General features: G+C 65.8%; 15 protein-coding genes, 5 tRNA genes and 1 pseudogene. All 21 read left to right on the plus strand.

The window, feature by feature from the left end; translation table 11 throughout:
- Positions 1-29: 29 nt before the first annotated feature.
- The 21 genes and pseudogenes from VGI12_08930 (at position 30) to VGI12_09030 (ending at position 20,622) form a co-directional block, all read left to right on the plus strand.
- Entirely contained in the window at positions 30-1,079 is a 1,050-nt protein-coding gene (locus tag VGI12_08930; protein ID HEY2432787.1) for a PIN domain-containing protein, read from the plus strand.
- A 6-nt stretch (positions 1,080-1,085) separates the two neighbouring features.
- On the plus strand, positions 1,086-1,796 hold the full coding sequence (locus VGI12_08935; protein ID HEY2432788.1) for a lysophospholipid acyltransferase family protein: 711 nt from the start codon (positions 1,086-1,088) through the stop codon (positions 1,794-1,796).
- 40 nt (positions 1,797-1,836) lie between these two features.
- On the plus strand, positions 1,837-3,006 hold the full coding sequence (ispD, locus tag VGI12_08940; GenBank protein HEY2432789.1) for a 2-C-methyl-D-erythritol 4-phosphate cytidylyltransferase: 1,170 nt from the start codon (positions 1,837-1,839) through the stop codon (positions 3,004-3,006).
- Complete coding sequence (gltX, locus tag VGI12_08945; GenBank protein ID HEY2432790.1) at positions 3,003-4,520, plus strand: glutamate--tRNA ligase; 1,518 nt, start codon at positions 3,003-3,005, stop codon at positions 4,518-4,520. Before ispD ends, gltX begins: the two co-directional genes overlap by 4 nt.
- A gap of 35 nt (positions 4,521-4,555) precedes the next feature.
- Positions 4,556-5,287 (plus strand): 23S rRNA (guanosine(2251)-2'-O)-methyltransferase RlmB, encoded by a 732-nt coding sequence (gene rlmB / locus VGI12_08950; protein ID HEY2432791.1) that lies wholly within the window; start codon positions 4,556-4,558, stop codon positions 5,285-5,287.
- 102 nt (positions 5,288-5,389) lie between these two features.
- Positions 5,390-5,463 (plus strand) — tRNA-Thr (locus VGI12_08955).
- A 60-nt stretch (positions 5,464-5,523) separates the two neighbouring features.
- Positions 5,524-5,610 (plus strand) — tRNA-Tyr (locus VGI12_08960).
- Between the two features lie 149 nt (positions 5,611-5,759).
- Positions 5,760-5,834, plus strand: a tRNA-Gly gene (locus VGI12_08965).
- 88 nt (positions 5,835-5,922) lie between these two features.
- Positions 5,923-5,998 (plus strand) — tRNA-Thr (locus VGI12_08970).
- A 113-nt stretch (positions 5,999-6,111) separates the two neighbouring features.
- Entirely contained in the window at positions 6,112-7,311 is a 1,200-nt protein-coding gene (tuf, locus tag VGI12_08975) for an elongation factor Tu (GenBank protein ID HEY2432792.1), read from the plus strand.
- Between the two features lie 82 nt (positions 7,312-7,393).
- Positions 7,394-7,543, plus strand: a complete 150-nt coding sequence (gene rpmG, locus VGI12_08980; GenBank protein ID HEY2432793.1) for a 50S ribosomal protein L33 — start codon at positions 7,394-7,396, stop codon at positions 7,541-7,543.
- A gap of 295 nt (positions 7,544-7,838) precedes the next feature.
- A tRNA-Trp gene (locus VGI12_08985) sits at positions 7,839-7,914 on the plus strand.
- Positions 7,915-7,936: 22 nt separating this feature from the next.
- Positions 7,937-8,206: a preprotein translocase subunit SecE gene (gene secE, locus VGI12_08990; GenBank protein ID HEY2432794.1), complete on the plus strand. Its 270-nt coding sequence runs from the start codon at positions 7,937-7,939 to the stop codon at positions 8,204-8,206.
- A gap of 12 nt (positions 8,207-8,218) precedes the next feature.
- Positions 8,219-8,761, plus strand: a complete 543-nt coding sequence (gene nusG / locus VGI12_08995; protein HEY2432795.1) for a transcription termination/antitermination protein NusG — start codon at positions 8,219-8,221, stop codon at positions 8,759-8,761.
- 3 nt (positions 8,762-8,764) lie between these two features.
- Entirely contained in the window at positions 8,765-9,190 is a 426-nt protein-coding gene (rplK, locus tag VGI12_09000; GenBank protein ID HEY2432796.1) for a 50S ribosomal protein L11, read from the plus strand.
- A 124-nt stretch (positions 9,191-9,314) separates the two neighbouring features.
- The gene (gene rplA, locus VGI12_09005; protein ID HEY2432797.1) at positions 9,315-10,016 is read left to right on the plus strand and encodes a 50S ribosomal protein L1; all 702 of its coding nucleotides are present in this window, start codon (positions 9,315-9,317) and stop codon (positions 10,014-10,016) included.
- A gap of 67 nt (positions 10,017-10,083) precedes the next feature.
- Positions 10,084-10,611, plus strand: coding sequence for a 50S ribosomal protein L10 (gene rplJ / locus VGI12_09010; protein ID HEY2432798.1), 528 nt, complete (start codon positions 10,084-10,086; stop codon positions 10,609-10,611).
- Positions 10,612-10,728: 117 nt separating this feature from the next.
- Entirely contained in the window at positions 10,729-11,109 is a 381-nt protein-coding gene (gene rplL / locus VGI12_09015) for a 50S ribosomal protein L7/L12 (protein ID HEY2432799.1), read from the plus strand.
- Positions 11,110-11,383: 274 nt separating this feature from the next.
- Positions 11,384-15,649, plus strand: a pseudogene (rpoB, locus tag VGI12_09020) (DNA-directed RNA polymerase subunit beta).
- A 69-nt stretch (positions 15,650-15,718) separates the two neighbouring features.
- Complete coding sequence (gene rpoC, locus VGI12_09025) at positions 15,719-19,921, plus strand: DNA-directed RNA polymerase subunit beta' (GenBank protein HEY2432800.1); 4,203 nt, start codon at positions 15,719-15,721, stop codon at positions 19,919-19,921.
- Positions 19,922-20,265: 344 nt separating this feature from the next.
- A complete protein-coding gene (locus VGI12_09030; GenBank protein HEY2432801.1) occupies positions 20,266-20,622 on the plus strand; it encodes a PadR family transcriptional regulator in 357 nt (118 codons plus the stop codon).
- The last annotated feature ends 2 nt before the right edge of the window (positions 20,623-20,624 follow it).

The following is a 20,624-nucleotide window of genomic DNA, read 5'->3' on the forward strand; positions in this document are numbered from 1 at the left end:
CGGTTCGCATTCATCTCGCGGAGACTTTCATGGCCTGGCAGCTGTTCGTGCGGGCGTTGTTCCTGGCCGCCGTGGCGTGGGCGGCGGCCATCCTCCGGCCGTTCCATGCGGCATTCGTACCCAATATCGCGGTCGGCGGGCTGCTCGGCGCCACCGTCATCCTGATCGAGACGCGCCTGCGGCAGACCGAGGTCACCGACCTGCTCGGTGCCCTCATCGGCGGCGCGATCGGCCTCGGGCTCGCCAAGACGATCAGCGCCGCACTGTTCTTCATCGACGCCTCGGACAATCGGGTCGGATTCTTCCACAGCTTCATCCTGCTCGTCTTCCCCTATCTCGGCATCGTCATGGGAGCGCGCAAAGGCGAGTGGCTCGAGCCGCAGCGGCTGGCCGGCCTCTTCCGCGACGTCGGCCCGACCAAGCGCTATCGCATTCTCGACACCAGCGTGATCATCGACGGCCGCATCGCCGATGTCTGTGAGACCGGCTTTCTCGACGGCACGCTCGTCATTCCACAGTTCGTGCTGAAGGAACTGCAGCTCGTCGCCGACTCGGCCGACGCGATGAAGCGCAACCGCGGCCGCCGCGGCCTCGACATCCTGCAGAAGATCCAGAAGATGACGGGCGTCGACGTGATGATCTCCGATATCGATTTTCCGGAAGTGCGCGAAGTCGATCTCAAGCTGATCGAGCTCGGCCGGTCGCTGCAGGGCAAGATCGTCACCAACGACTTCAACCTGAACAAGGTGGCGCAGCTGCGCGGCGTCGACGTGCTGAACATCAACGAGCTGGCCAATGCGCTCAAGCCCGTGGTGCTGCCGGGCGAGTTCATGAAGGTCTTCATTCTCAAGGAAGGCAAGGAGTACAACCAGGGCGTCGCCTACCTGGACGACGGGACGATGGTGGTGGTCGACAACGCGCGGCGCATGATCGGCAAGACCATCGACGTGGTCGTCACGAGCGTGCTGCAGACGACGGCCGGGAAGATGATCTTCGGCCGTTTCATCGAGTCGGGCGGCGCGTCGGTCGCCGCGGCCGCGCCCGTGCCGACGGTCGAGAAGGTATCGAATGCCAAGTGACGCGGCATGAAGCCATGGCACTGGTGGCGGACGATCTTCTTCCTGATCCCGACGATTAGCCTCTACACCATCGTGCTGGGCACGATCTCGATCCTCTCGACGCTCGTCGATCGGAGCGGCGACGTCGGTCACCGCTGCGCGCGCGTCTGGTCGTGGCTGATTCTGAAGACCACCGGCGTGAGCGTGCGGGTCGAAGGGCTCGAGCGCCTGGATCGGTCGCGCAGCTACGTCTTCGCGGCCAATCACCAGAGCATCTACGACATCCCGATCGTGTTCGCCTCGCTGCCGTTCCAGCTGCGGATCATCGCGAAGGAGACGCTCGGGCGGATCCCCTTCATGGGCTGGCACCTGCGGCGTACCGGCCACGTGCTCGTCGACCGTTCGAAGCCGGGCGCGAGCAGCGTGAAGAAGATGGCGAGGCTGGTCGGCGCGGGGCATTCGCTGATCGTGTTTCCCGAGGGCACGCGCAGCCTCGACGGTCAGGTGGCCCCGTTCAAGGGCGGCTCGTTCGTGATTGCCCTCGACGCCGGCTTGCCGGTCGTCCCCCTCAGCATCGTCGGCAGCCGCCAGGTGATGGTCAAAGGGGAGCTGGTGGTGAGACCTGGCGCGGTGTCGCTCGTCGTTCACGACCCGATCGAAACGGCAGACGTCGCGCGGGACGCGGCCCGCGCCCTCGCCGGCCGCGTCCACGACGTCGTCGCGGCCGGCGCCGGCTGACGTGCGGACGAGAGCGGTCTATATAATTGACGCCTTGCCCATGCACGTGACCGCTATCATCGCCGCCGGCGGCGCCGGCCGTCGCCTCGGCGCCGCCAAGCCCAAGCAGCTCATCGACATCGGCGGCGGGACGATGTTGCAGCACAGCGTCGCGGCATTCTTCACGCATCCGCGGATCGACGCCGTCGTGCTCGTGCTGCCGAAGGGAACCGCCACGCCGCTGGCGCTGAGCCGAGACGCCAGCGTGCCCCGCCCCGAGCTGCGCACTGCGGTCGGCGGCGAGCGCCGGCAGGACTCGGTGGCGAACGCCTTCGACATAGTCAGCGAGGAGAGCGACGTCGTGCTGATCCACGACGCGGCGCGGCCGTTCGTGAGCGCGGATCTGATCGACCGCACGATCGACGCGGCGGTCGCCCACGGCGCCGCGATCGCCGCACTGCGCTCGCGCGACACGGTCAAACGCGTCGACGCGACCGGCACGATTCTCGACACCATCCCGCGCGAGACGATCTACCTCGCGCAGACGCCCCAGGGATTCCGGCGCGACGTCCTCGCGAAGGCGATTGCGCTCGGCCGCAGCGGTGTCGCCGCCACCGACGAGGCGGCGCTCGCCGAACGCGCCGGCTTCACCGTGCACGTCGTCGAGGGAGATCCCGGAAACGTGAAGATCACGAGCGGCGAGGATCTGGCCGCGGCGCGCGCGCGCACCGCCGCCGGCAGGCCGGCGCGCACCGGCCGCGCCGGTACCGGCTACGATCTGCACCGGCTGGTCGAGGGCCGGCCGCTCGTCGTCGCCGGGGTGGTGATCCCGTTCGAGCGGGGACCGCTCGGCCACTCCGACGGCGACGTCGCCTGTCACGCGGTGACCGATGCCCTGCTCGGCGCGGTCGGCCTCGGTGACATCGGCCGGCATTTCCCCGACTCCGATCCCCGCTGGAAAGGGGCCGACAGCCTCGCGCTGCTGCGGGACGCGACGCGCATGGTGCACGAGGCGGGCTACGAAGTGGGGAACGTCGACGTCACGGTCGTCCTGGAGCGGCCCAAGATCAAGGACGCGATCGAGCAGATGCGTCGCAACATCGCGGACGCCGTCGGCACCGCCGTCGACCGGGTCAGCGTCAAGGGCAAGACGAACGAGGGCGTGGACGCGGTCGGACGCGGTGAGGCGATTGCCGCCCACGCGATCGCGCTGGTGAGGTCGCGATCGTGAGAGTCCGCTTCGCTCCGAGCCCGACCGGTTCGCTGCACGTCGGCAACGCGCGCACGGCGCTCTTCAACTGGCTGCTCGCGCGCGGCCACGACGGCACCTTCATCCTGCGCATCGAGGACACCGACGCCGAGCGCTCGACCAGGGAGTCGGAAGACAGCATCCTGCAGGACCTGCGCTGGCTGGGCCTCGAATGGGACGAGGGGCCGGACGTCGGCGGGGCGTCGGGGCCCTACCGGCAGTCGGAGCGGCTGCACCTGTACACGTCGTACGCCAACGAGCTGCTGGCCGGCGGCCAGGCCTACTACTGCTTCTGCCCGCCGCAGAAACTCGAAGACGATCGCCGCAAAGATCTCGCCGCCGGCCGTCCACCGAAGTACCGGGGCACCTGCTGCGGCATTCCGGCCGACGAGGCGCGGCGGCGCCTCGAGGGCGGCGAACGGGCGGTCGTCCGGTTCCGCGTGCCGGCGCACATCGACGTGACCTTTCACGACCTGGTCCGTGGCGAAGTCACCTTCAACAGCGACGTCATCGGCGATTTCGTGATCGTCCGCTCCGACGGGCGCCCGCAGTACAACTTCGCGGTGGTGATCGACGATGCGCTGATGGAAGTGACCGACGTGGTCCGCGGCGAGGACCACATCTCGAACACGCCCCGCCAGATCCTGCTCTACCGCGCGCTCGGGTTCGCGACGCCGCGGTTCGCGCACCTCTCGCTGGTCCTGGGGCCGGATCACACGCCGCTGTCGAAGCGCCACGGCGCGACCTCGGTGTCGGAGTTCCGGGGACGCGGGGTGCTGCCGGAAGCGCTGATCAACTACCTGGCGCTGATCGGCTGGTCGCCGCTCAGCCCCGGCGGCGAGCCGGCGCACGATGCCGAGCTGATCCCGCTCGACGAGATGGCGCGTCGCTTCGCCATCGAAGACGTCGGGCACAGCGCCGGCGTGTTCGATCCCGACAAGCTGGCCTGGATGAACCGCCACTACATGAAGGCGGCGGCGCCCGCGCGGATCGCCGCCGAGGCTGCCAGGTTCTTCCAGGCGAAGGGGTTCGTCAAGCGGCGCAGCGACGCGGCGCTCGCCTACCTCGAGTCGCTGCTGCCGATGGCGGTGGGGTCGGTCGATCGGCTCGAGGAGATTCCCGATCGGCTCGCGTTCCTGTTCGAGTACGACGCCGTGCATGCCGTCGATCGGCCGCAAGTCGCCGTGGTCCTGCACGAGCCTGGGGCGCGCGCGGTGGTGGCGGCGCTGGCTGAGGCGATCGACGGCCCGCTCCTCGATCGCGAGGCGTTCCGGGCGATGGCGAACCGCGTGAAGGACAAGACGGGGCAGAAGGGGAAGGCGCTGTTCCATCCGATCCGCGCGGCGCTGACCGGCGACAGCGGCGGCCCCGAGCTGGATCTGGCGGTCCCGGCGATGGACCGGGGGGCGGCGCTGCCGGCCGATGCCGGCGTGGCCAGGATCGCCAGCGCGCGCGAGCGCGCGAAGACGTTCGCGGCGGCGGTGGCGTCGCGCTGAGGCGTGACGCAAGGCGCGAATTTTCGAGGACAGCGTTGCTCGTCTATGGCATTCATCCGGTCGCCGAAGCGCTGAAAGCAGGGCGCGTCACACGGCTGCGCGTCAGTGCCCGCGCCGACAGGCGCATGGACCAGGTGCTGGCGCTTGCCGCACGACAGGGCGTTGCCGTCGAACGCGTCGATCCGGCGATGCTCGAGCGTGCGTCCAGAGGAGGCGTGCACCAGGGCGTCCTGGCCGACGTCGAGGAGCCGCGCGACTATTCGATCGCCGAACTCGTTTCTCTCCCGCCTCGCGCGGCGCCCCTCGCTCCCCTGATTGTCGTGCTCGACGGCATCGAGGATCCACACAACGTCGGCGCGATACTGAGAACCTGCGACGCCGCGGGGGCGACCGGCGTCATACGACAAGCGCGCCATGCCGCCGCGCTCGACGGCGTGGTGGGCAAGGCGTCCGCCGGCGCGCTCGCGCACCTGCCGATCGCGACCGTGGTGAACATCGCGCGCGCGATCGAGGAACTGAAAGACGCGAACGTCTGGACGATCGGGCTTGCCGGCGATGCCCCGGACCTGCACACGGCCGTGGACTGGACGGCGCCCTCCGCGGTCGTGCTGGGCGCCGAGGGGACCGGGCTGCGCCGCCTGGTGCGTGAGCGGTGTGATCGGCTGGTGCGGATCCCGATGCTCGGGCACGTGGACAGCCTGAATGTGTCGGTGGCGGCAGCTGTGGTACTATATGAGATTGTCCGCCAGCGTAGCGCTGCGCCCTAAGCTATTGTATTTGCAACAAGTTAGGCACTGGGTGGTATCTAGGCGCGCCGCGCCCGCTTGCGCTGGTGGCACGGAGCGTGCTATTAATACTCTCTTGTCTGGGCTGGCGTAGCTCAGTCCGGTAGAGCAGCTGATTTGTAATCAGCCGGTCGGGGGTTCGAATCCCTTCGCCAGCTATCTTCCAGAGGCCAGCGCAAGGGCAAGAGTTTCGAAAGTTTTCAGCCAGACAACGCATCGGCGAGGTAGCGAAGCGGTCAAACGCAGCAGACTGTAAATCTGTCGGCCTTGCGCCTTCGAAGGTTCGAGTCCTTCCCTCGCCACCATCCTTCGCCCCCAGGCAGCGCGTCGCGCGGAGGGGGCTTCGGATGGCCGGCCACAGATGGTGATGCGAGCGGCGGTCGGTGTGATGAAGAACGTGAGCGGGCCTGCCGCGCCGAAGCGGCGAGCGAAGCGAGGCAGGCGAGCCGCGAAGGCGGGAGTAACTCAGTGGTAGAGTCACAGCCTTCCAAGCTGTTGGTCGCGGGTTCGATCCCCGTCTCCCGCTCCAGTTCCTCGCACGCGCCGCGCGAAGTCGGATTCGCTGCTGGCACGCGGTCTGGGGTGAGCTGGATACTGGCAACTGGTAGCTGATTCAAGCCGATGTAGCTCAGTTGGCAGAGCGCGTCCTTGGTAAGGACGAGGTCACCAGTTCGATCCTGGTCATCGGCTCCAGTTTTTTCGGCGGTGGAGCACGCGAAAAAACTGTCTCGCCGAAGCGATGAGTGAAGTCGGGCGCCAAGGCGGACTGTCGAAGTTGGACACACACGCGAGGACGGTATAACGACATGGCTAAAGAGAAATTCGATCGTTCCAAACCGCACGTCAACGTCGGGACCATCGGCCACATCGACCACGGCAAGACGACCTTGACGGCCGCCCTGACGAAGGTCGCGGCCGACAAGGGCTGGGCGAAGTTCGTGCCGTATGACGAGGTCGCCAAGGCCTCGGAATCACAGGGCCGTCGCGACGCGACGAAGATCCTGACGATTGCGACGAGCCACGTCGAGTATGCGACCCCGAACCGGCACTACGCGCACGTCGACTGCCCGGGCCACGCCGACTACATCAAGAACATGATCACCGGCGCGGCGCAGATGGACGGCGCCATCCTGGTGGTCAGCGCCGTCGACGGTCCGATGCCGCAGACCCGCGAGCACGTGCTGCTCGCCAAGCAGGTCAACGTGCCGTACATGGTCGTCGCCCTGAACAAGGTCGACGCCGTCGACGACGCGGAACTGGTGGACCTCGTCGAGCTCGAAGTGCGCGAGCTCCTCAGCTCCTACGGCTTCCCCGGCAACGACATTCCGGTGGTCCGCATCTCGGCGCTCGGCGCGCTCAACGGCGACCAGGCGGGCGTCGATTCCGTGCTCAAGCTGATGGAGGCGCTCGACACCTACATCCCGATGCCGCAGCGTGAAATCGACAAGCCGTTCCTGATGCCGATCGAAGACGTGTTCTCGATCTCGGGCCGCGGCACCGTCGTCACCGGCCGTATCGAGCGCGGCAAGGTCAAGGTCAGCGAGGAAATCGAGATCGTCGGGTTCAAGCCGACCGAGAAGAAAATCGTCACCGGCGTCGAGATGTTCCGCAAGCTGCTCGACGAGGGGGTGGCCGGCGACAACGTCGGCGTCCTGCTCCGCGGCGTGGAAAAGACCGACGTCGAGCGCGGCCAGGTGCTGGCCAAGCCCGGCTCGATCAAGCCGCACACGAAGTTCAAGGGCACGGTCTACGTGCTCTCGAAGGAAGAGGGCGGCCGTCACACGCCGTTCTTCAACGGCTACCGTCCGCAGTTCTACATCCGCACGACCGACGTGACCGGCTCGCTCAAGCTGCCGGAGGGGGTCGAGATGGTGATGCCGGGCGACAACACCGAAATCATCGCCGAGCTGCACGTGCCGGTCGCGCTCGAGACGGGCGCGCGGTTCGCGATTCGTGAAGGCGGCCGCACGGTCGGCGCCGGCACGATCAGCGAGATCATCGAATAGCGGTCACTGACGACTGGCGGCCGACGACTGACGCTGCGGTATCGGCGTCGTCGGTCGCGGGTCGTCGCTGACGGGGTTTGCCATGAGAGATATCATCGCGCTCGCGTGCACCGAATGTAAGCGGCGCAATTACAGCACGACGAAGAACAAGAAGAAGACGAGCGAGCGGCTCGAGCTGTCGAAGTACTGCCGGTTCTGCCGCTGCCACAAGCCGCACCGCGAAACGAAGTAGTGCGACTGAGCGAGGCGAGGCACCGGAGAGTTCGGCTGAGCGTTACGAGTGAGCGCAGCGACGCGAGCCTGGTCGGTTGAGCGATGCGAGCGAGCGCAGCGACGCGAACCTGGTCGGTTGGGCGACGCGAGCCTGGTCGGTTGAGCGTTACGAGTGAGCGCAGCGACGCGAACCTGGTCGGTTGGGCGATGCGAGCGAGCGCAGCGACGCGAGCCACCGGAGCGGAGCGAGGCGGCGAAGCGCCGAGCGAGCGACGGTGCAGGGGAGTCCGAGGGGCCAAGCCCCTCGGAAGATTAGGACAGTAGCTCAATTGGCAGAGCACCGGTCTCCAAAACCGGGGGTTGGGGGTTCGATTCCCTCCTGTCCTGCCAGTTCGAGAAGAGGTTCACGGTAGTGGCAAAGGCGATGGCGGAGTCCAACGAAGACTCGTTCCAGGGACGGGCGCGCGAGAGCGTGACGGGCTGGTGGGGAAAATCCCGCCGCTTCCTGTCCGAGGTCCGCAACGAAATGGGCCGCGTCACGTGGCCCTCTCAGAAGGAGGTCTACGCGACGACGATCGTCGTGATCCTCTTCTCGGTCTCGATGGGCGTCTACCTCTGGCTGGTGGACCTGATCCTGGCCAAGGGCCTTGGCTGGGTCTACAAACTCTTCAGCGCGGCGTAACGCATGGGAACGATGACGGACGATCGGACAAGACAGTGGTACATCGTGCACACCTACTCCGGCTTTGAGAACAAGGTCAAGGAGTCGCTCGAACAGCGTGTGAACGCCTACGGACTGCAGGACGAGATCGGCGAGATCCTGATCCCGACCGAGCAAGTCGCCGAAATGCGCGGCGGCAAGAAGGTGGTCAGCTCGAAGCGGTTTTTCCCGGGCTACATCCTGGTCGAGATGCACATGTCCGACCACGCGTGGCACGTGGTCAAGAACACGCCGAAGGTCACCGGCTTCGTCGGCGCCGGCGCCAAGCCGACACCGCTGACCCGCGAGGAGGTCGACCAGATCCTCAACCAGGTCACCGAGGCGGCCGAGAAGCCCAAGCCGAAGTATTCCTTCGAAAAGGGCGATCAGGTTCGCATCAACGAAGGGCCGTTCACCAGCTTCAACGGCCTGGTGGACGAGGTGAACAACGAGCGCAACACGCTCAAGGTCATGGTGACGATCTTCGGCCGGTCGACACCGGTCGAGCTGGATTTTTTGCAGGTCGAGAAGCTCTAGAACATGGCGAAAAAAGTACAGGCGATGGTGAAGCTCCAGATAGCGGCGGGGAAAGCCACCCCGGCGCCGCCGGTCGGGACCGCGCTCGGTCCGCACGGCGTCAATATCATGGACTTCTGCAAGAACTTCAACGCGAAGACGGCCAAGGACGAGGGGCTGATCATTCCGGTCGTCGTCACCGTCTACGCGGACCGGTCCTATTCCTTCATCACGAAGACGCCGCCGGCGGCGATCCTGCTGAAGCGCGCGGCGAACCTGGCCAAGGGATCGGCCGAGCCGAACAAGACCAAAGTCGGCACCGTGACGAAGAAGCAGGTCGAGGAGATCGCCAAGACCAAGCTCCCCGACCTCAACTGCGACACGATCGAATCGGCGATCAAATCGGTCGCCGGCACGGCCCGTTCGATGGGCATCGACGTCATCGGGTAGTCGGAATTTGGAAATTTGGGAAGGTGGAAATGTGGAAATGTGAATTTCCAGATTTCCCCATTACGAGATTTCCAAATCAACAGTGGGAGGCCGCGTCGCGGCCGCTTGAACCACGGAGGTAAGTATGCCGTCCGGAAAGAAATTCGCTGCGGCGAAGCAGGCCGTGCCTGATCGTCCGCACACCATCGAGGAAGCCATTCCATTGATGCAGAAGGTGAAGTTCGCGAAGTTCGACGAAACCGTCGAGCTGGCGCTTCGCCTCGGCGTCGACCCGAAGCACGCCGATCAGATGGTACGCGGCACCGTCGTGCTGCCGCACGGACTGGGCAAGAGCAAGAAGGTGCTGGCGATTGCCGGCGCCGACAAACAGAAAGAGGCGCAGGCGGCCGGTGCCGACCATGTCGGCGGCGAAGAGATGGTCGAAAAGATTCAGGGCGGCTTCATGGACTTCGACGCGGTGGTCGCCACCCCCGACATGATGCGCGCGGTCGGCAAGCTCGGCAAGGTGCTCGGCCCGCGCGGGCTGATGCCGAATCCGAAGACCGGCACCGTCACCACGAACATCGCGCAGGCGGTGCGCGAGATCAAGGCCGGCAAGGTCGAGTTTCGCGTCGACAAGACGGGAATCATCCATGCCCCGGTGGGGAAGGCGTCGTTCCCGGCGCAGAGCCTGATCGAAAACGCCCACGCGCTGGTCGACAGCGTCGTGAAGGCCAAGCCCGCGGCGGCCAAGGGCAAGTACCTCAAGAGCGTCACGCTGTCTTCGACGATGGGACCGGGCATCACCATCGACACGACGCACGTGACCGAGACGGTGAAGCACTAGGAGGGCGGATCCGAAGCCAGGCGCTGCCACGATCGGAAGCGCGGGTTTTGGCCCTGCCAGCAAATTTATGGCTGTCACGAGAGCAAGTAAAACGGAAGAGCTCCAGGCGCTCGAGTCCTCCTTCAAGGGCACCGAGAGCGCCATCGTCCTCGACTACAAGGGACTGAAGGTCCCCGAGGTGACCGAGCTGCGCCGTCAGGTGCGCGCCGTCAAGGCGACCTACAAGGTCGTGAAGAACACGCTCGCCAGACGCGCCCTTAAGGGGACGTCGTTCGAGCCGCTGTCCGAGCACTTCGCCGGGACCACGGCGGTGGCCTACGCCGGCGAGGATCCGGTGGCGCTGGCGAAGGTGCTGACCACGTTCGCGAAGACCGCGTCGGCGCTGAAGATCAAAGCGGCGGTGGTGCAGGGCCGCGCGATCCGGTCGGGTGAGGTGGTCGAGCTCGCGTCGCTGCCCGGCAAGCCGGAGCTCTACGCGAAACTCCTGTTCGTGCTCCAGGCGCCGATGGTGCAGCTGGTGAGCGTGCTCAACGCCACACCGCGCGACCTGATGAGCGTGCTGGTCCAGGCGGAAAAGAAGAAGTCGGAATCGTAGGACGCGTCCGGCTTCCCGCTTCCGGCTGCCGGCGTCGCTGGCGGCTAGAGCCGGCGGCTGGAGGCTGGAAACTGAGAGCTGGAAGCTTTCATCGTAAGGAGTATGACAGTGTCCGAACTGAATCAGCAGCAGGTTGTCGACTACATCAAGGGAATCTCGGTGCTCGAGCTCAGCCAGCTCGTCAAGGCACTCGAGCAGGAGCTCGGGGTCAGCGCGGCGGCGGCGATGCCGGTCGCGGTGGCGGGCGGCGGCGCGGCGGCCGGCGGCGCCCCGGCGGCGGAAGAGAAGACCGAGTTCACCGCGATCCTGACCGAAGTGGGCACCAACAAGATCAACGTGATCAAGGTCGTCCGCGAAGTCACCAGCCTCGGGCTGAAGGAAGCGAAGGATCTCGTCGAGGGAGCCCCCAAGCCGATCAAGGAAGGGATTCCCAAGGACGAGGCCGCCGCGATCGTCAAGAAGTTCGCGGACGTCGGCGCGAAGGTCGAAGTCAAGTAGCGTGAGGGCCTCTGAGGCCTGCGCGATGTGTCCTCCAGGCCGGGTCGAGAGACCCGGCTATTCGTATTGAGCGCGCGCGAAGCGCCCCGCGTCTGAGACGGCGCGAGCCAGCTGGAGCGAAGCGAAGCGAGCCACCGGAGCGTAGCGAGCCGGCGCCCATCGACATGCTCAGGGCGTCGTGAGCAGCGTCGAACGGCGACACGGCGAGCGAGCGGCGGTGTAGAGGGGTCCGGCGGGGCGACGGCCCTGGGACAAATTTGAGGTCTTCATCAGCATGTACAGCCTTCCCAAGAACGTCTACCGCGAGCGCATCGACTTCTCCAAGATCAAGACAACGGTGCCGATCCCGAACCTGATCGAGATCCAGAAGAAGTCGTACGAGCGGTTCCTGCAGATGAACCGTCTGCCGTCCGAGCGCGAAGACGCCGGGCTGCAGTCGGTGTTCAAGTCGGTGTTCCCGATCAGTGACTTCCGCGAGAACTCCTCGCTGGAATTCATCGAGTATTCGATCGGCAACTGGGAGTGCAAGTGCGGCCGGCTCCAGGGCCTGCATCACTTGCGGCAGCCCTGCACGAGCTGCGGCCACACCCTGATCGCCGACCCGTACGGCGAGCACGAGGTGCTGTGCCCGCGCTGCGGCAAGCCGAACGACGCGCGCGGCGACATCTGCGACGTCTGCGGCAACACCGTCGGCCTCAAGCTGAAGTACGACGTCGACGAATGCCAGGAGCGCGGCATGACCTACGCCGTGCCGCTCAAGGTGACGATCCGTCTCGTCGTCTGGAACAAGGACCCCGAGACCGGCGTGAAGACCATCCGCGACATCAAAGAGCAGGAGGTCTATTACGGCGACATCCCGCTGATGACGGACAACGGCACCTTCATCATCAACGGCACCGAGCGCGTCATCGTCTCGCAGCTGCACCGCTCGCCGGGCGCCTTCTTCCACTCGGAAGACAAGACGCTGTACATCGCGCAGATCATTCCGTATCGCGGCTCGTGGGTCGAGTTCGAGTACGACGCCAAGAACCTGCTCTACGTGCGGATCGACCGCAAGCGCAAGTTCCTGGCGACCGTCTTCCTGCGCGCGCTCGGCCTGCGCGGCGCCGACGAGATCATCCGGAGCTTCTACACCGTCGACAAGCTGAGCTTCGCCAACGGCGCGACGCGCTGGGCGGTCGGCGACAGCCTGCTCGGCATGCGCGCCGCCAAGGACATCAAGGCGGGCAGCGACGTGGTCACCGCCGCCGGCAAGAAGATCAACGCCACCGCGCTGGCGACGCTCAAGAAGGCGGGGGTGCCGTCGGTCGAGATTGCCGACGCCGAGCTCGAAGGCGCCTTTGCCGCCACCGACGTGGTCGACCCGGAGACCGGCGAGGTCATCCTCGAGGCCAACGAGCCGCTCGAGCCGCGCGTCCTGTCGATGGCGCAGGAGAAGAACGTCGAGAAGATCGAGATCTTCTTCCCCGAGAAGGACGAAGTCGGCAACGTGCTGTCGGCGACCCTCAAGAAGGACCCGATCCACACCCACGAAGAGGCGCTGATCGAGATCTACCGCCGGCTGCGTCCCGGCGACCCGCCGACGCTCGACAGCTCGCGCAATCTGTTCGAGAGCATGTTCTTCAACCCGCAGAAGTACGACTTCTCGCGGGTCGGCCGGCTCAAGCTGAACACCAAGCTGAAGCTGAGCACGCCGCTCGACGAGAAGATCCTGCACCCGCAGGACTTCTACGAGGTGATCAAATACCTGCTCAAGCTGCGGCGCTATCCGGCCAACGTCGACGACATCGATCACCTCGGCAACCGCCGCGTGCGGTCGGTCGGCGAGCTGCTCGAGAACCAGTTCCGCATCGGCCTGGTGCGGATGGAGCGGGCGATCAAGGAAAAGATGTCGGTCTACCAGGAAATGGCGACCGCCATGCCGCACGACCTGATCAACGCGAAGCCGGTCATGGCGGCGATTCGCGAGTTCTTCGGGTCGTCGCAGCTGTCGCAGTTCATGGACCAGACCAACCCGTTGTCGGAAGTCACGCACAAGCGCCGTCTCTCGGCCCTCGGGCCGGGCGGTCTCTCGCGCGAGCGCGCCGGGTTCGAGGTGCGCGACGTCCATCCGACGCACTACGGCCGCATCTGCCCGATCGAGACGCCGGAAGGTCCGAACATCGGCCTCATCTCGTCGCTCTCGTGCTACGCGCGGATCAACGAGTTCGGCTTCATCGAGTCGCCCTACCGCAAGGTCAAGGACGGCCGGGTCATCGATTTCGTGGTCATCACCAACGCCGGCGGCAATGCCAAGTACAAGGTCGGCGACATCGTCGAGGCGTCGGATGTCGGCGCCGACAAGGACAAGCCGAGCGATCCGGGAGCCGGCGGCCGCCGTCGCCGCGGCCTGGAGTACGAGCCCCACTCCTACTACCTGTCGGCGTGGGAAGAGGACCAGTACATCATCGCGCAGGCGAACTCGAAGGTCGACGACAACGGCAAGTTCACCGCCGACCGCGTCAACTGCCGCCAGGCGGGGAACTTCATCCTCTCCGAGCGCAACAAGGTCGACTTCATCGACGTCTCGCCGAAGCAGCTCGTCTCGGTCGCGGCCTCGCTCATCCCGTTCCTCGAGAACGACGACGCGAACCGCGCGCTGATGGGATCGAACATGCAGCGGCAGGCGGTGCCGCTGCTCCGCGCCCGCGCCCCCTACGTGGGCACTGGCATGGAGTACATCACGGCGCGTGACTCGGGGGCGTGCGTCGTGGCGCGCCGCTCCGGGACGGTCGACTACGTCGACAGCCAGCGCATCGTCGTCCGCGTCGAAGGGGAAAACGAATCGATGTCGCGCGAAATGGGCGCCGACATCTATCCGATGACCAAGTTCAAGCGGTCGAACCAGAACACCTGCATCAACCAGAAGCCGATCGTCCGGGTGGGCCAGAAGGTCCACAAGGGGCAGATCCTGGCCGACGGGCCGTGCACGGAGCTGGGCGAGCTGGCGCTGGGGCGGAACGTGCTGGTCGCGTTCATGCCGTGGCGCGGCTACAACTTCGAAGACGCGATCCTCATCTCCGAGCGCATGGTCAAGGAGGACTCCTACACGTCGATCCACATCGAGGAGTTCGAGATCGAGGCGCGCGACACCAAGCTGGGGCCGGAAGAAATCACCCGCGACATCCCGAACGTCGGCGAGGGCTATCTCGCCGACCTCGACGAGAGCGGCATCATCCGGATCGGGGCGTCGGTCAAGCCGGGCGACATCCTGGTCGGCAAGGTGACGCCGAAGGGCGAGACGCAGCTGACGCCCGAAGAGAAGCTGCTCCGCGCCATCTTCGGTGAAAAGGCCGGCGACGTCCGCGACGCCTCGCTCGTCTGCCCCCCGGGCATCGAAGGGATCATCGTCGGCGTCAAGATCTTCTCCCGCAAGGGCATCGAGAAGGACGACCGCGCCAAGGCGATCGAGAACGACGAGCTCGAGATGATGGAGAAGAACCTCCAGGATGAGATCCGCATCCTTCACGACGAAGTGAAGAAGCGCGTGATCGGCATGCTGAAGGGGCAGGAATCGCGCGCCGACCTCTACGACGAGCACGGCCGCGAGCGGCTGCTCAAGAAGGGCACCGGCCTGACGGAAGACGTCCTGCAGAACCTGCCCTACGAAGCGATCGTGCGGCTGAAGGTCAACGCCGACGACCCGCGGCTCGAGGAAGACCTCCGCGAGCTCGAGGAGCGCACCGAGCGGCAGGTCGAAGTCATCCGCAACCAATTCGAGGAGAAGAAGGAGAAGGTTCGCCGCGGCGACGAGCTGCCTCCCGGCGTCATCAAGCTGGTCAAGGTCTACGTGGCGATGAAGCGCAAGCTGTCGGTCGGCGACAAGATGGCCGGCCGCCACGGCAACAAGGGGGTCATCGCGCGGATCCTCCCCGAGGAGGACATGCCGTACCTGCCGGACGGCGCGCCGGTCGAGATCGTGCTCAACCCGCTTGGCGTCCCGTCGCGTATGAACGTCGGGCAGATCCTCGAGACCCACCTCGGGTGGGCGGCGCACGCGCTCGGCCTCTACTTCGCGACCCCCGTCTTCGACGGCGCGCGTGAAACGGAGATCAAGCACTGGCTCGAGAAGGGCGGGTTGCCCACGAGCGGCAAGACCGAGCTCTACGACGGCATGACCGGCATGAAGTTCGAGCAGGAGGTCACCGTCGGCTACATCTACATGCTGAAGCTGTCGCACCTGGTCGACGACAAGATTCACGCACGCTCGATCGGACCGTACTCGCTGATCACGCAGCAGCCGCTGGGCGGCAAGGCGCAGTTCGGCGGCCAGCGCTTCGGCGAAATGGAGGTCTGGGCGCTCGAGGCCTACGGCGCGGCGCACATCCTCCAGGAGCTGCTGACTGCGAAGTCGGACGACGTCACCGGTCGCGCCAAGATCTACGAGGCGATCGTCAAGGGTGACGCGTCGTTCCAGCCGGGGCTGCCGGAGTCGTTCAACGTCCTCATCCGCGAGCTGCAGGCGCTCTGCCTCGACGTCGAGCTGATGAAGACGAAGAAGAAGCTGATCGAGCCTGAAGTGCCGACCACCGACGAGGGCGTGCCGGCTTTGGCGGAGAACTAAAATTACATGAGACCATCATTCGACAATCGCGGTTCTCTGACGACGGATTTCGACGCCATCCGGATCAGCCTGGCGTCGCCGGAGAAGATCCTCTCGTGGTCGCACGGCGAGGTGACCAAGCCGGAAACGATCAACTACCGCACCTTCAAGCCGGAGCGCGACGGGCTGTTCTGCGCGAAGATCTTCGGCCCGGTCACCGACTGGGAATGCCTGTGCGGCAAGTACAAGCGGATGAAGCACCGCGGCGTCATCTGCGACAAGTGCGGCGTCGAAGTCACCCAGGCCAAGGTGCGCCGTGAGCGGCTCGGCCACATCACGCTGGCCACGCCGGTCAGCCACGTGTGGTTCTTCAAGGGGCTGCCGAGCCGCATCGGCCACCTGCTCGACATCTCGCTGCGCGACCTCGAGCGCATCCTCTACTTCGAGGCCTACGTCGTCATCGAGCCGGGCGACACCGATCTGAAGCCGAACCAGCTGCTCAACGAGGATCAGTTCCGCAAGGCGCGTGAAGACTACGGCCAGAAGTTCCGCGCGCAGATGGGCGCCGAGGCGATCAAGGAGCTGCTGAAGCGGGTCGGCATCGAGCGCATGGCGACGGAGCTGCGCGAGAAGATGCGCGCCGAGTCGAGCGTCCAGAAGAAGCTGAAGTACGCCAAGCGGCTGAAGGTCGTCGACTCGTTCCGCAAGTCGACCAACAAGCCCGAATGGATGATCCTCGACGTCGTGCCGGTCATCCCGCCGGAGCTGCGTCCGCTCGTCCCGCTCGATGGCGGCCGCTTCGCGACCTCGGACCTCAACGACCTCTACCGTCGGGTCATCAACCGTAACAACCGGTTGAAGAAGCTGATCGAGCTGAAGGCGCCCGACGTCATCATCCGCAACGAAAAGCGGATGCTGCAGGAAGCGGTCGACGCGCTGTTCGACAACGGCCGCCGCGGCCGCGTGCTGCGCGGCGCCAACAACCGTCCGCTCAAGTCGCTGAGCGACACGCTCAAGGGCAAGCAGGGGCGCTTCCGCCAGAACCTGCTCGGCAAGCGCGTCGACTACTCGGGCCGGTCGGTCATCGTGGTCGGGCCGGAGCTGAAGCTCCACCAGTGCGGCCTGCCGAAGAAGATGGCGCTCGAGCTCTTCAAGCCGTTCATCTACAACAAGCTCGAAGAGCGCGGGCTGGTCGCCACGATCAAGCAGGCGAAGGAGATGGTCGAGCAGCAGCGCTCGGAGGTGTGGGACATCCTCGAGGAAGTCATCCGCGAGCATCCGGTCCTGCTCAACCGCGCGCCGACCCTGCATCGTCTCGGCATCCAGGCGTTCGAGCCGGTGCTGGTCGAGGGCAAGGCGATCCGCATCCACCCGCTCGTCTGCACGGCGTTCAACGCCGACTTCGACGGCGACCAGATGGCGGTCCACATTCCGCTCGCGCCGGAAGCGCAGATCGAGGCCTCGGTGCTGATGATGGCCTCGAACAACATCCTGTCGCCGGCCAGCGGCCAGCCGATCGCGATTCCGTCGCAGGACGTCGTGCTCGGCTGCTACTACCTGACCAAGGCCAAGGCCGGCGCCAAGGGTGAGGGCCGTGCGTTCGGCACCCCCGAGGACGTCGTGCTCGCGCTGGAAGCGGGCGAGCTCGAAACGCTCACCCCGATCCGCGTCCGCATCAGCGGCGAGCTGATCGACCTGACCGTCGCGCGCGACGACCAGGGCGTGCAGTACGCCGAGGTGCAGGAAGTCACCAAGAAGGTGATCAACACCACCGTCGGCAGGGTCATCCTCAATTCGGCGCTGCCGAAGGAGATGCCCTACGTCAACGGCCTCCTCAAGAAAAAGGGGCTGCAGCAGCTGGTGCAGTACTGCTACCTGCGGTTCGGCCTCGAGAAGACCGTCGAGATGCTCGACTCGCTCAAGACGCTGGGCTTCACCTACGCGACCCGGTCCGGGCTGTCGATCGGCATCGACGACCTGGTCATCCCGTCGGAGAAGCAGGCGCTGGTCGACGGCGCCCGCGCCGAGGTGATCAAGGTCGAAGGGCAGTACCTCGAAGGGGCGATCACCAACGGCGAGCGCTACAACAAGGTCATCGCGGTCTGGTCCGAGGTCACCGAGAAGATCGCCGACGCGATGTTCAGCGAGATGGAGGAGCTCGACCAGTCGGGCAAGAACTTCAATCCCGTCTACATCATGGCCGACTCGGGCGCGCGTGGATCGAAGCAGCAGATCCGCCAGCTTGCCGGCATGCGCGGCCTGATGGCCAAGCCGTCGGGCGAGATCATCGAGACGCCGATCACCTCGAACTTCCGTGAAGGCCTCGAGGTCATGCAGTACTTCATCTCGACGCACGGCGCCCGCAAGGGTCTCGCCGACACGGCGTTGAAGACGGCCGACTCGGGCTACCTGACGCGCCGTCTCGTCGACGTCGCCCAGGACGTCATCATCCACGAGATCGACTGCGGCACGATGGACGGCATCGAGGCGCGGGCGATCGTCGAGTCGGGCGAGATCATCGAGCCGCTGCGCGAGCGCATCATCGGCCGGGTCACGCTCGAGAAGATCACCGACCCGTTCACCGGTGAAGTCATCGTCGACACCAACCAGGAGCTCGACGAAGAGAACGCCACGGCCATCCAGGAGGCGGGCATCGAGAAGGTCCGCATCCGCTCGGTGCTGACCTGCGCGGCGCGGCGCGGCTGCTGCGCCAAGTGCTACGGCCGCGATCTCGCGACCGGCAAGCTGGTCGAGCTCGGCCTCGCGGTCGGCGTCATCGCGGCGCAGTCGATCGGCGAGCCGGGCACGCAGTTGACGATGCGCACGTTCCACATCGGCGGCACGGCGTCCCGGGTCAGCGAGCAGTCGACGCTCGACGCCAAGCACGCCGGCGCCGTCCGCTATCAGGGGCTGCAGGTCGTCGAGGCGAAAGGCCAGGGCGAAAACGCCGGCCAGCTCGTGGTCATGAACCGCACCGGGTCCATCGTCATCCAGGACTCGAAGGGACGCGATCGCGAGCGCTACCCGATCGTCTACGGCGCGCGCCTCAAGGTGCGCGACGGCCAGCAGATCGAGCAGGGCACGGTGCTGGTCGAGTGGGATCCCTACACGTTCTCGATCCTCACCGAGGACGCCGGGACGATCAAGTACAAGGACCTCATCTCCGACGTCACCTATCACGAGGAAGTCGACGAGGTCACCGGCCTGTCGCGCAAGATCGTCGTCGACAGCCCGGACGAGAAGAAGCAGCCGACCATCGAGATCCGCGACAAGAGCGGCAAGGTGACGCGCAAGTACCACATGCCGTCCCACGCCCACCTGATGATCGAAGACGGCGATGCCGTCAACGCCGGCCAGGTGCTGGCGAAGATCCCGCGCGAAACGACCAAGACGAAGGACATCACCGGCGGTCTGCCGCGGGTGGTCGAGCTCTTCGAGGCGCGCAAGCCCAGGGAAACAGCGGTCATCTCGGAGATCGACGGCATCGTCCGCCACGGCGGCATCGTCAAGGGGCAGCGCAAGATCATCATCGTCCCAGAAGAGGGGGGCGAACCGCGTGAGTACTCGCTGCCGCGCGGCGTGCACGTCAACGTCCAGGAAGGCGACCGCGTCCGCGCTGGCGAGCCGCTGATGGACGGGCCGAGCAATCCGCACGACATCCTCTCGGTTCTCGGCGAGAAGGCGCTGCACGCCTACCTCGTCAACGAGATCCAGGAGGTCTACCGGCTGCAGGGCGTCAACATCAACGACAAGCACATCGAGGTCATCGTCCGTCAGATGATGCGGTGGGTGAAGATCGAGGACGTCGGCGACACGGAATTCCTGATCGAGGAGCAGGTCGACCGCTTCCGATTCATGGAAGAGAACGAGCGTGTGATCGCGAGCGGCGGCCGTCCGGCGCAGGGCCGGCCGCTGCTGCTCGGCATCACCAAGGCGTCGCTCTCGACCGACTCGTTCATCTCGGCGGCGTCGTTCCAGGAGACGACGCGCGTGCTCACCGAAGCGTCGATTTCGGGCAAGGTGGATCACCTCCGCGGCCTGAAGGAGAACGTGACGATGGGCCGGCTGATCCCGGCCGGCACCGGCTTCGAGTTCTACCGCAGCGTGCGGATCCCGGCGGACGAACCGCCGCCGCCGCCACCGCCGTCGCCGGAGGAACTGGAGCTGGAGCGCGAGATGGAGTACTTCGTGGAGCCGGAAGAGGCGTTCACGAGGGACGAGGTCGAATAGGCACGACGGACGCGAAGCAGAGCGGAGCTCGGCTTCGGAAGTATGGGGGCGATGGTTCTCTCGAACCATCGCCCTTTTTCGGTTGAAATGGACATCGCTGACGCGCAACGCCAGATACGGACCGGGTTTTCGGGCGGCTTCCATGGCCAGGCCGTCTCTGGCGTGCTGTGGCTGGCATCTGCGAGTCTGGCGGCGTGCCTCCTCGGAGGAGGTGTGCCGATCGCAATTTCCGGCGCGGCGCCTATGAGCGTCGAGGTCAGGCGACGGCGTAACCGCTGACGTTGCAGGCCCCGAGGAACCAGCCGTAGACATCCTACGTCTAAGGCCGTAGACTGCCTACGGCTATGGGAAAACACACCGAGAAAGAGCGCCTCGAGCTCCTCCAGGGCACCCTCGACATGCTGATCCTGCGGACCCTGCAATGGGGCCCGCAGCACGGCCACGGCATCGGCCAGGCCATCCGCACGCAGTCCGACGACCTCCTCAAAGTCGAAACCGGTTCCCTTTACCCGGCACTCCATCGCCTGGTGAAGCGCGGCTGGCTGAAAACGGAGTGGGGCGTCAGCGAGGCCAATCAGCGGGCGAAGTACTACCAGCTGACCGCCGGCGGCAAGGCCCAGCTCGCCAGAGAACAGAACCGCTGGGCGCAGCTGGTGCACGCGATCGGCCGCATTATGAACCCCGCGGAAGGAAAGGACTGAAC

The sequence above is a fragment of the Vicinamibacterales bacterium genome (assembly GCA_036496585.1).
GTDB lineage: Bacteria > Acidobacteriota > Vicinamibacteria > Vicinamibacterales > 2-12-FULL-66-21 > JAICSD01.

What these genes read in the sequence shown, in the direction of transcription:
- VGI12_08930 (HEY2432787.1), top strand. Translation starts at nt 30, where the DNA reads ATGGCCTGGCAGCTGTTCGTGCGGGCGTTGTTCCTGGCCGCCGTGGCG.
- VGI12_08935 (HEY2432788.1), top strand. Translation starts at nt 1,086, where the DNA reads ATGAAGCCATGGCACTGGTGGCGGACGATCTTCTTCCTGATCCCGACG.
- ispD (HEY2432789.1), top strand. Translation starts at nt 1,837, where the DNA reads ATGCACGTGACCGCTATCATCGCCGCCGGCGGCGCCGGCCGTCGCCTC.
- tuf (HEY2432792.1), top strand. Translation starts at nt 6,112, where the DNA reads ATGGCTAAAGAGAAATTCGATCGTTCCAAACCGCACGTCAACGTCGGG.
- rpmG (HEY2432793.1), top strand. Translation starts at nt 7,394, where the DNA reads ATGAGAGATATCATCGCGCTCGCGTGCACCGAATGTAAGCGGCGCAAT.
- nusG (HEY2432795.1), top strand. Translation starts at nt 8,219, where the DNA reads ATGACGGACGATCGGACAAGACAGTGGTACATCGTGCACACCTACTCC.
- rplK (HEY2432796.1), top strand. Translation starts at nt 8,765, where the DNA reads ATGGCGAAAAAAGTACAGGCGATGGTGAAGCTCCAGATAGCGGCGGGG.
- rplA (HEY2432797.1), top strand. Translation starts at nt 9,315, where the DNA reads ATGCCGTCCGGAAAGAAATTCGCTGCGGCGAAGCAGGCCGTGCCTGAT.
- rplJ (HEY2432798.1), top strand. Translation starts at nt 10,084, where the DNA reads ATGGCTGTCACGAGAGCAAGTAAAACGGAAGAGCTCCAGGCGCTCGAG.
- rpoC (HEY2432800.1), top strand. Translation starts at nt 15,719, where the DNA reads ATGAGACCATCATTCGACAATCGCGGTTCTCTGACGACGGATTTCGAC.
- VGI12_09030 (HEY2432801.1), top strand. Translation starts at nt 20,266, where the DNA reads ATGGGAAAACACACCGAGAAAGAGCGCCTCGAGCTCCTCCAGGGCACC.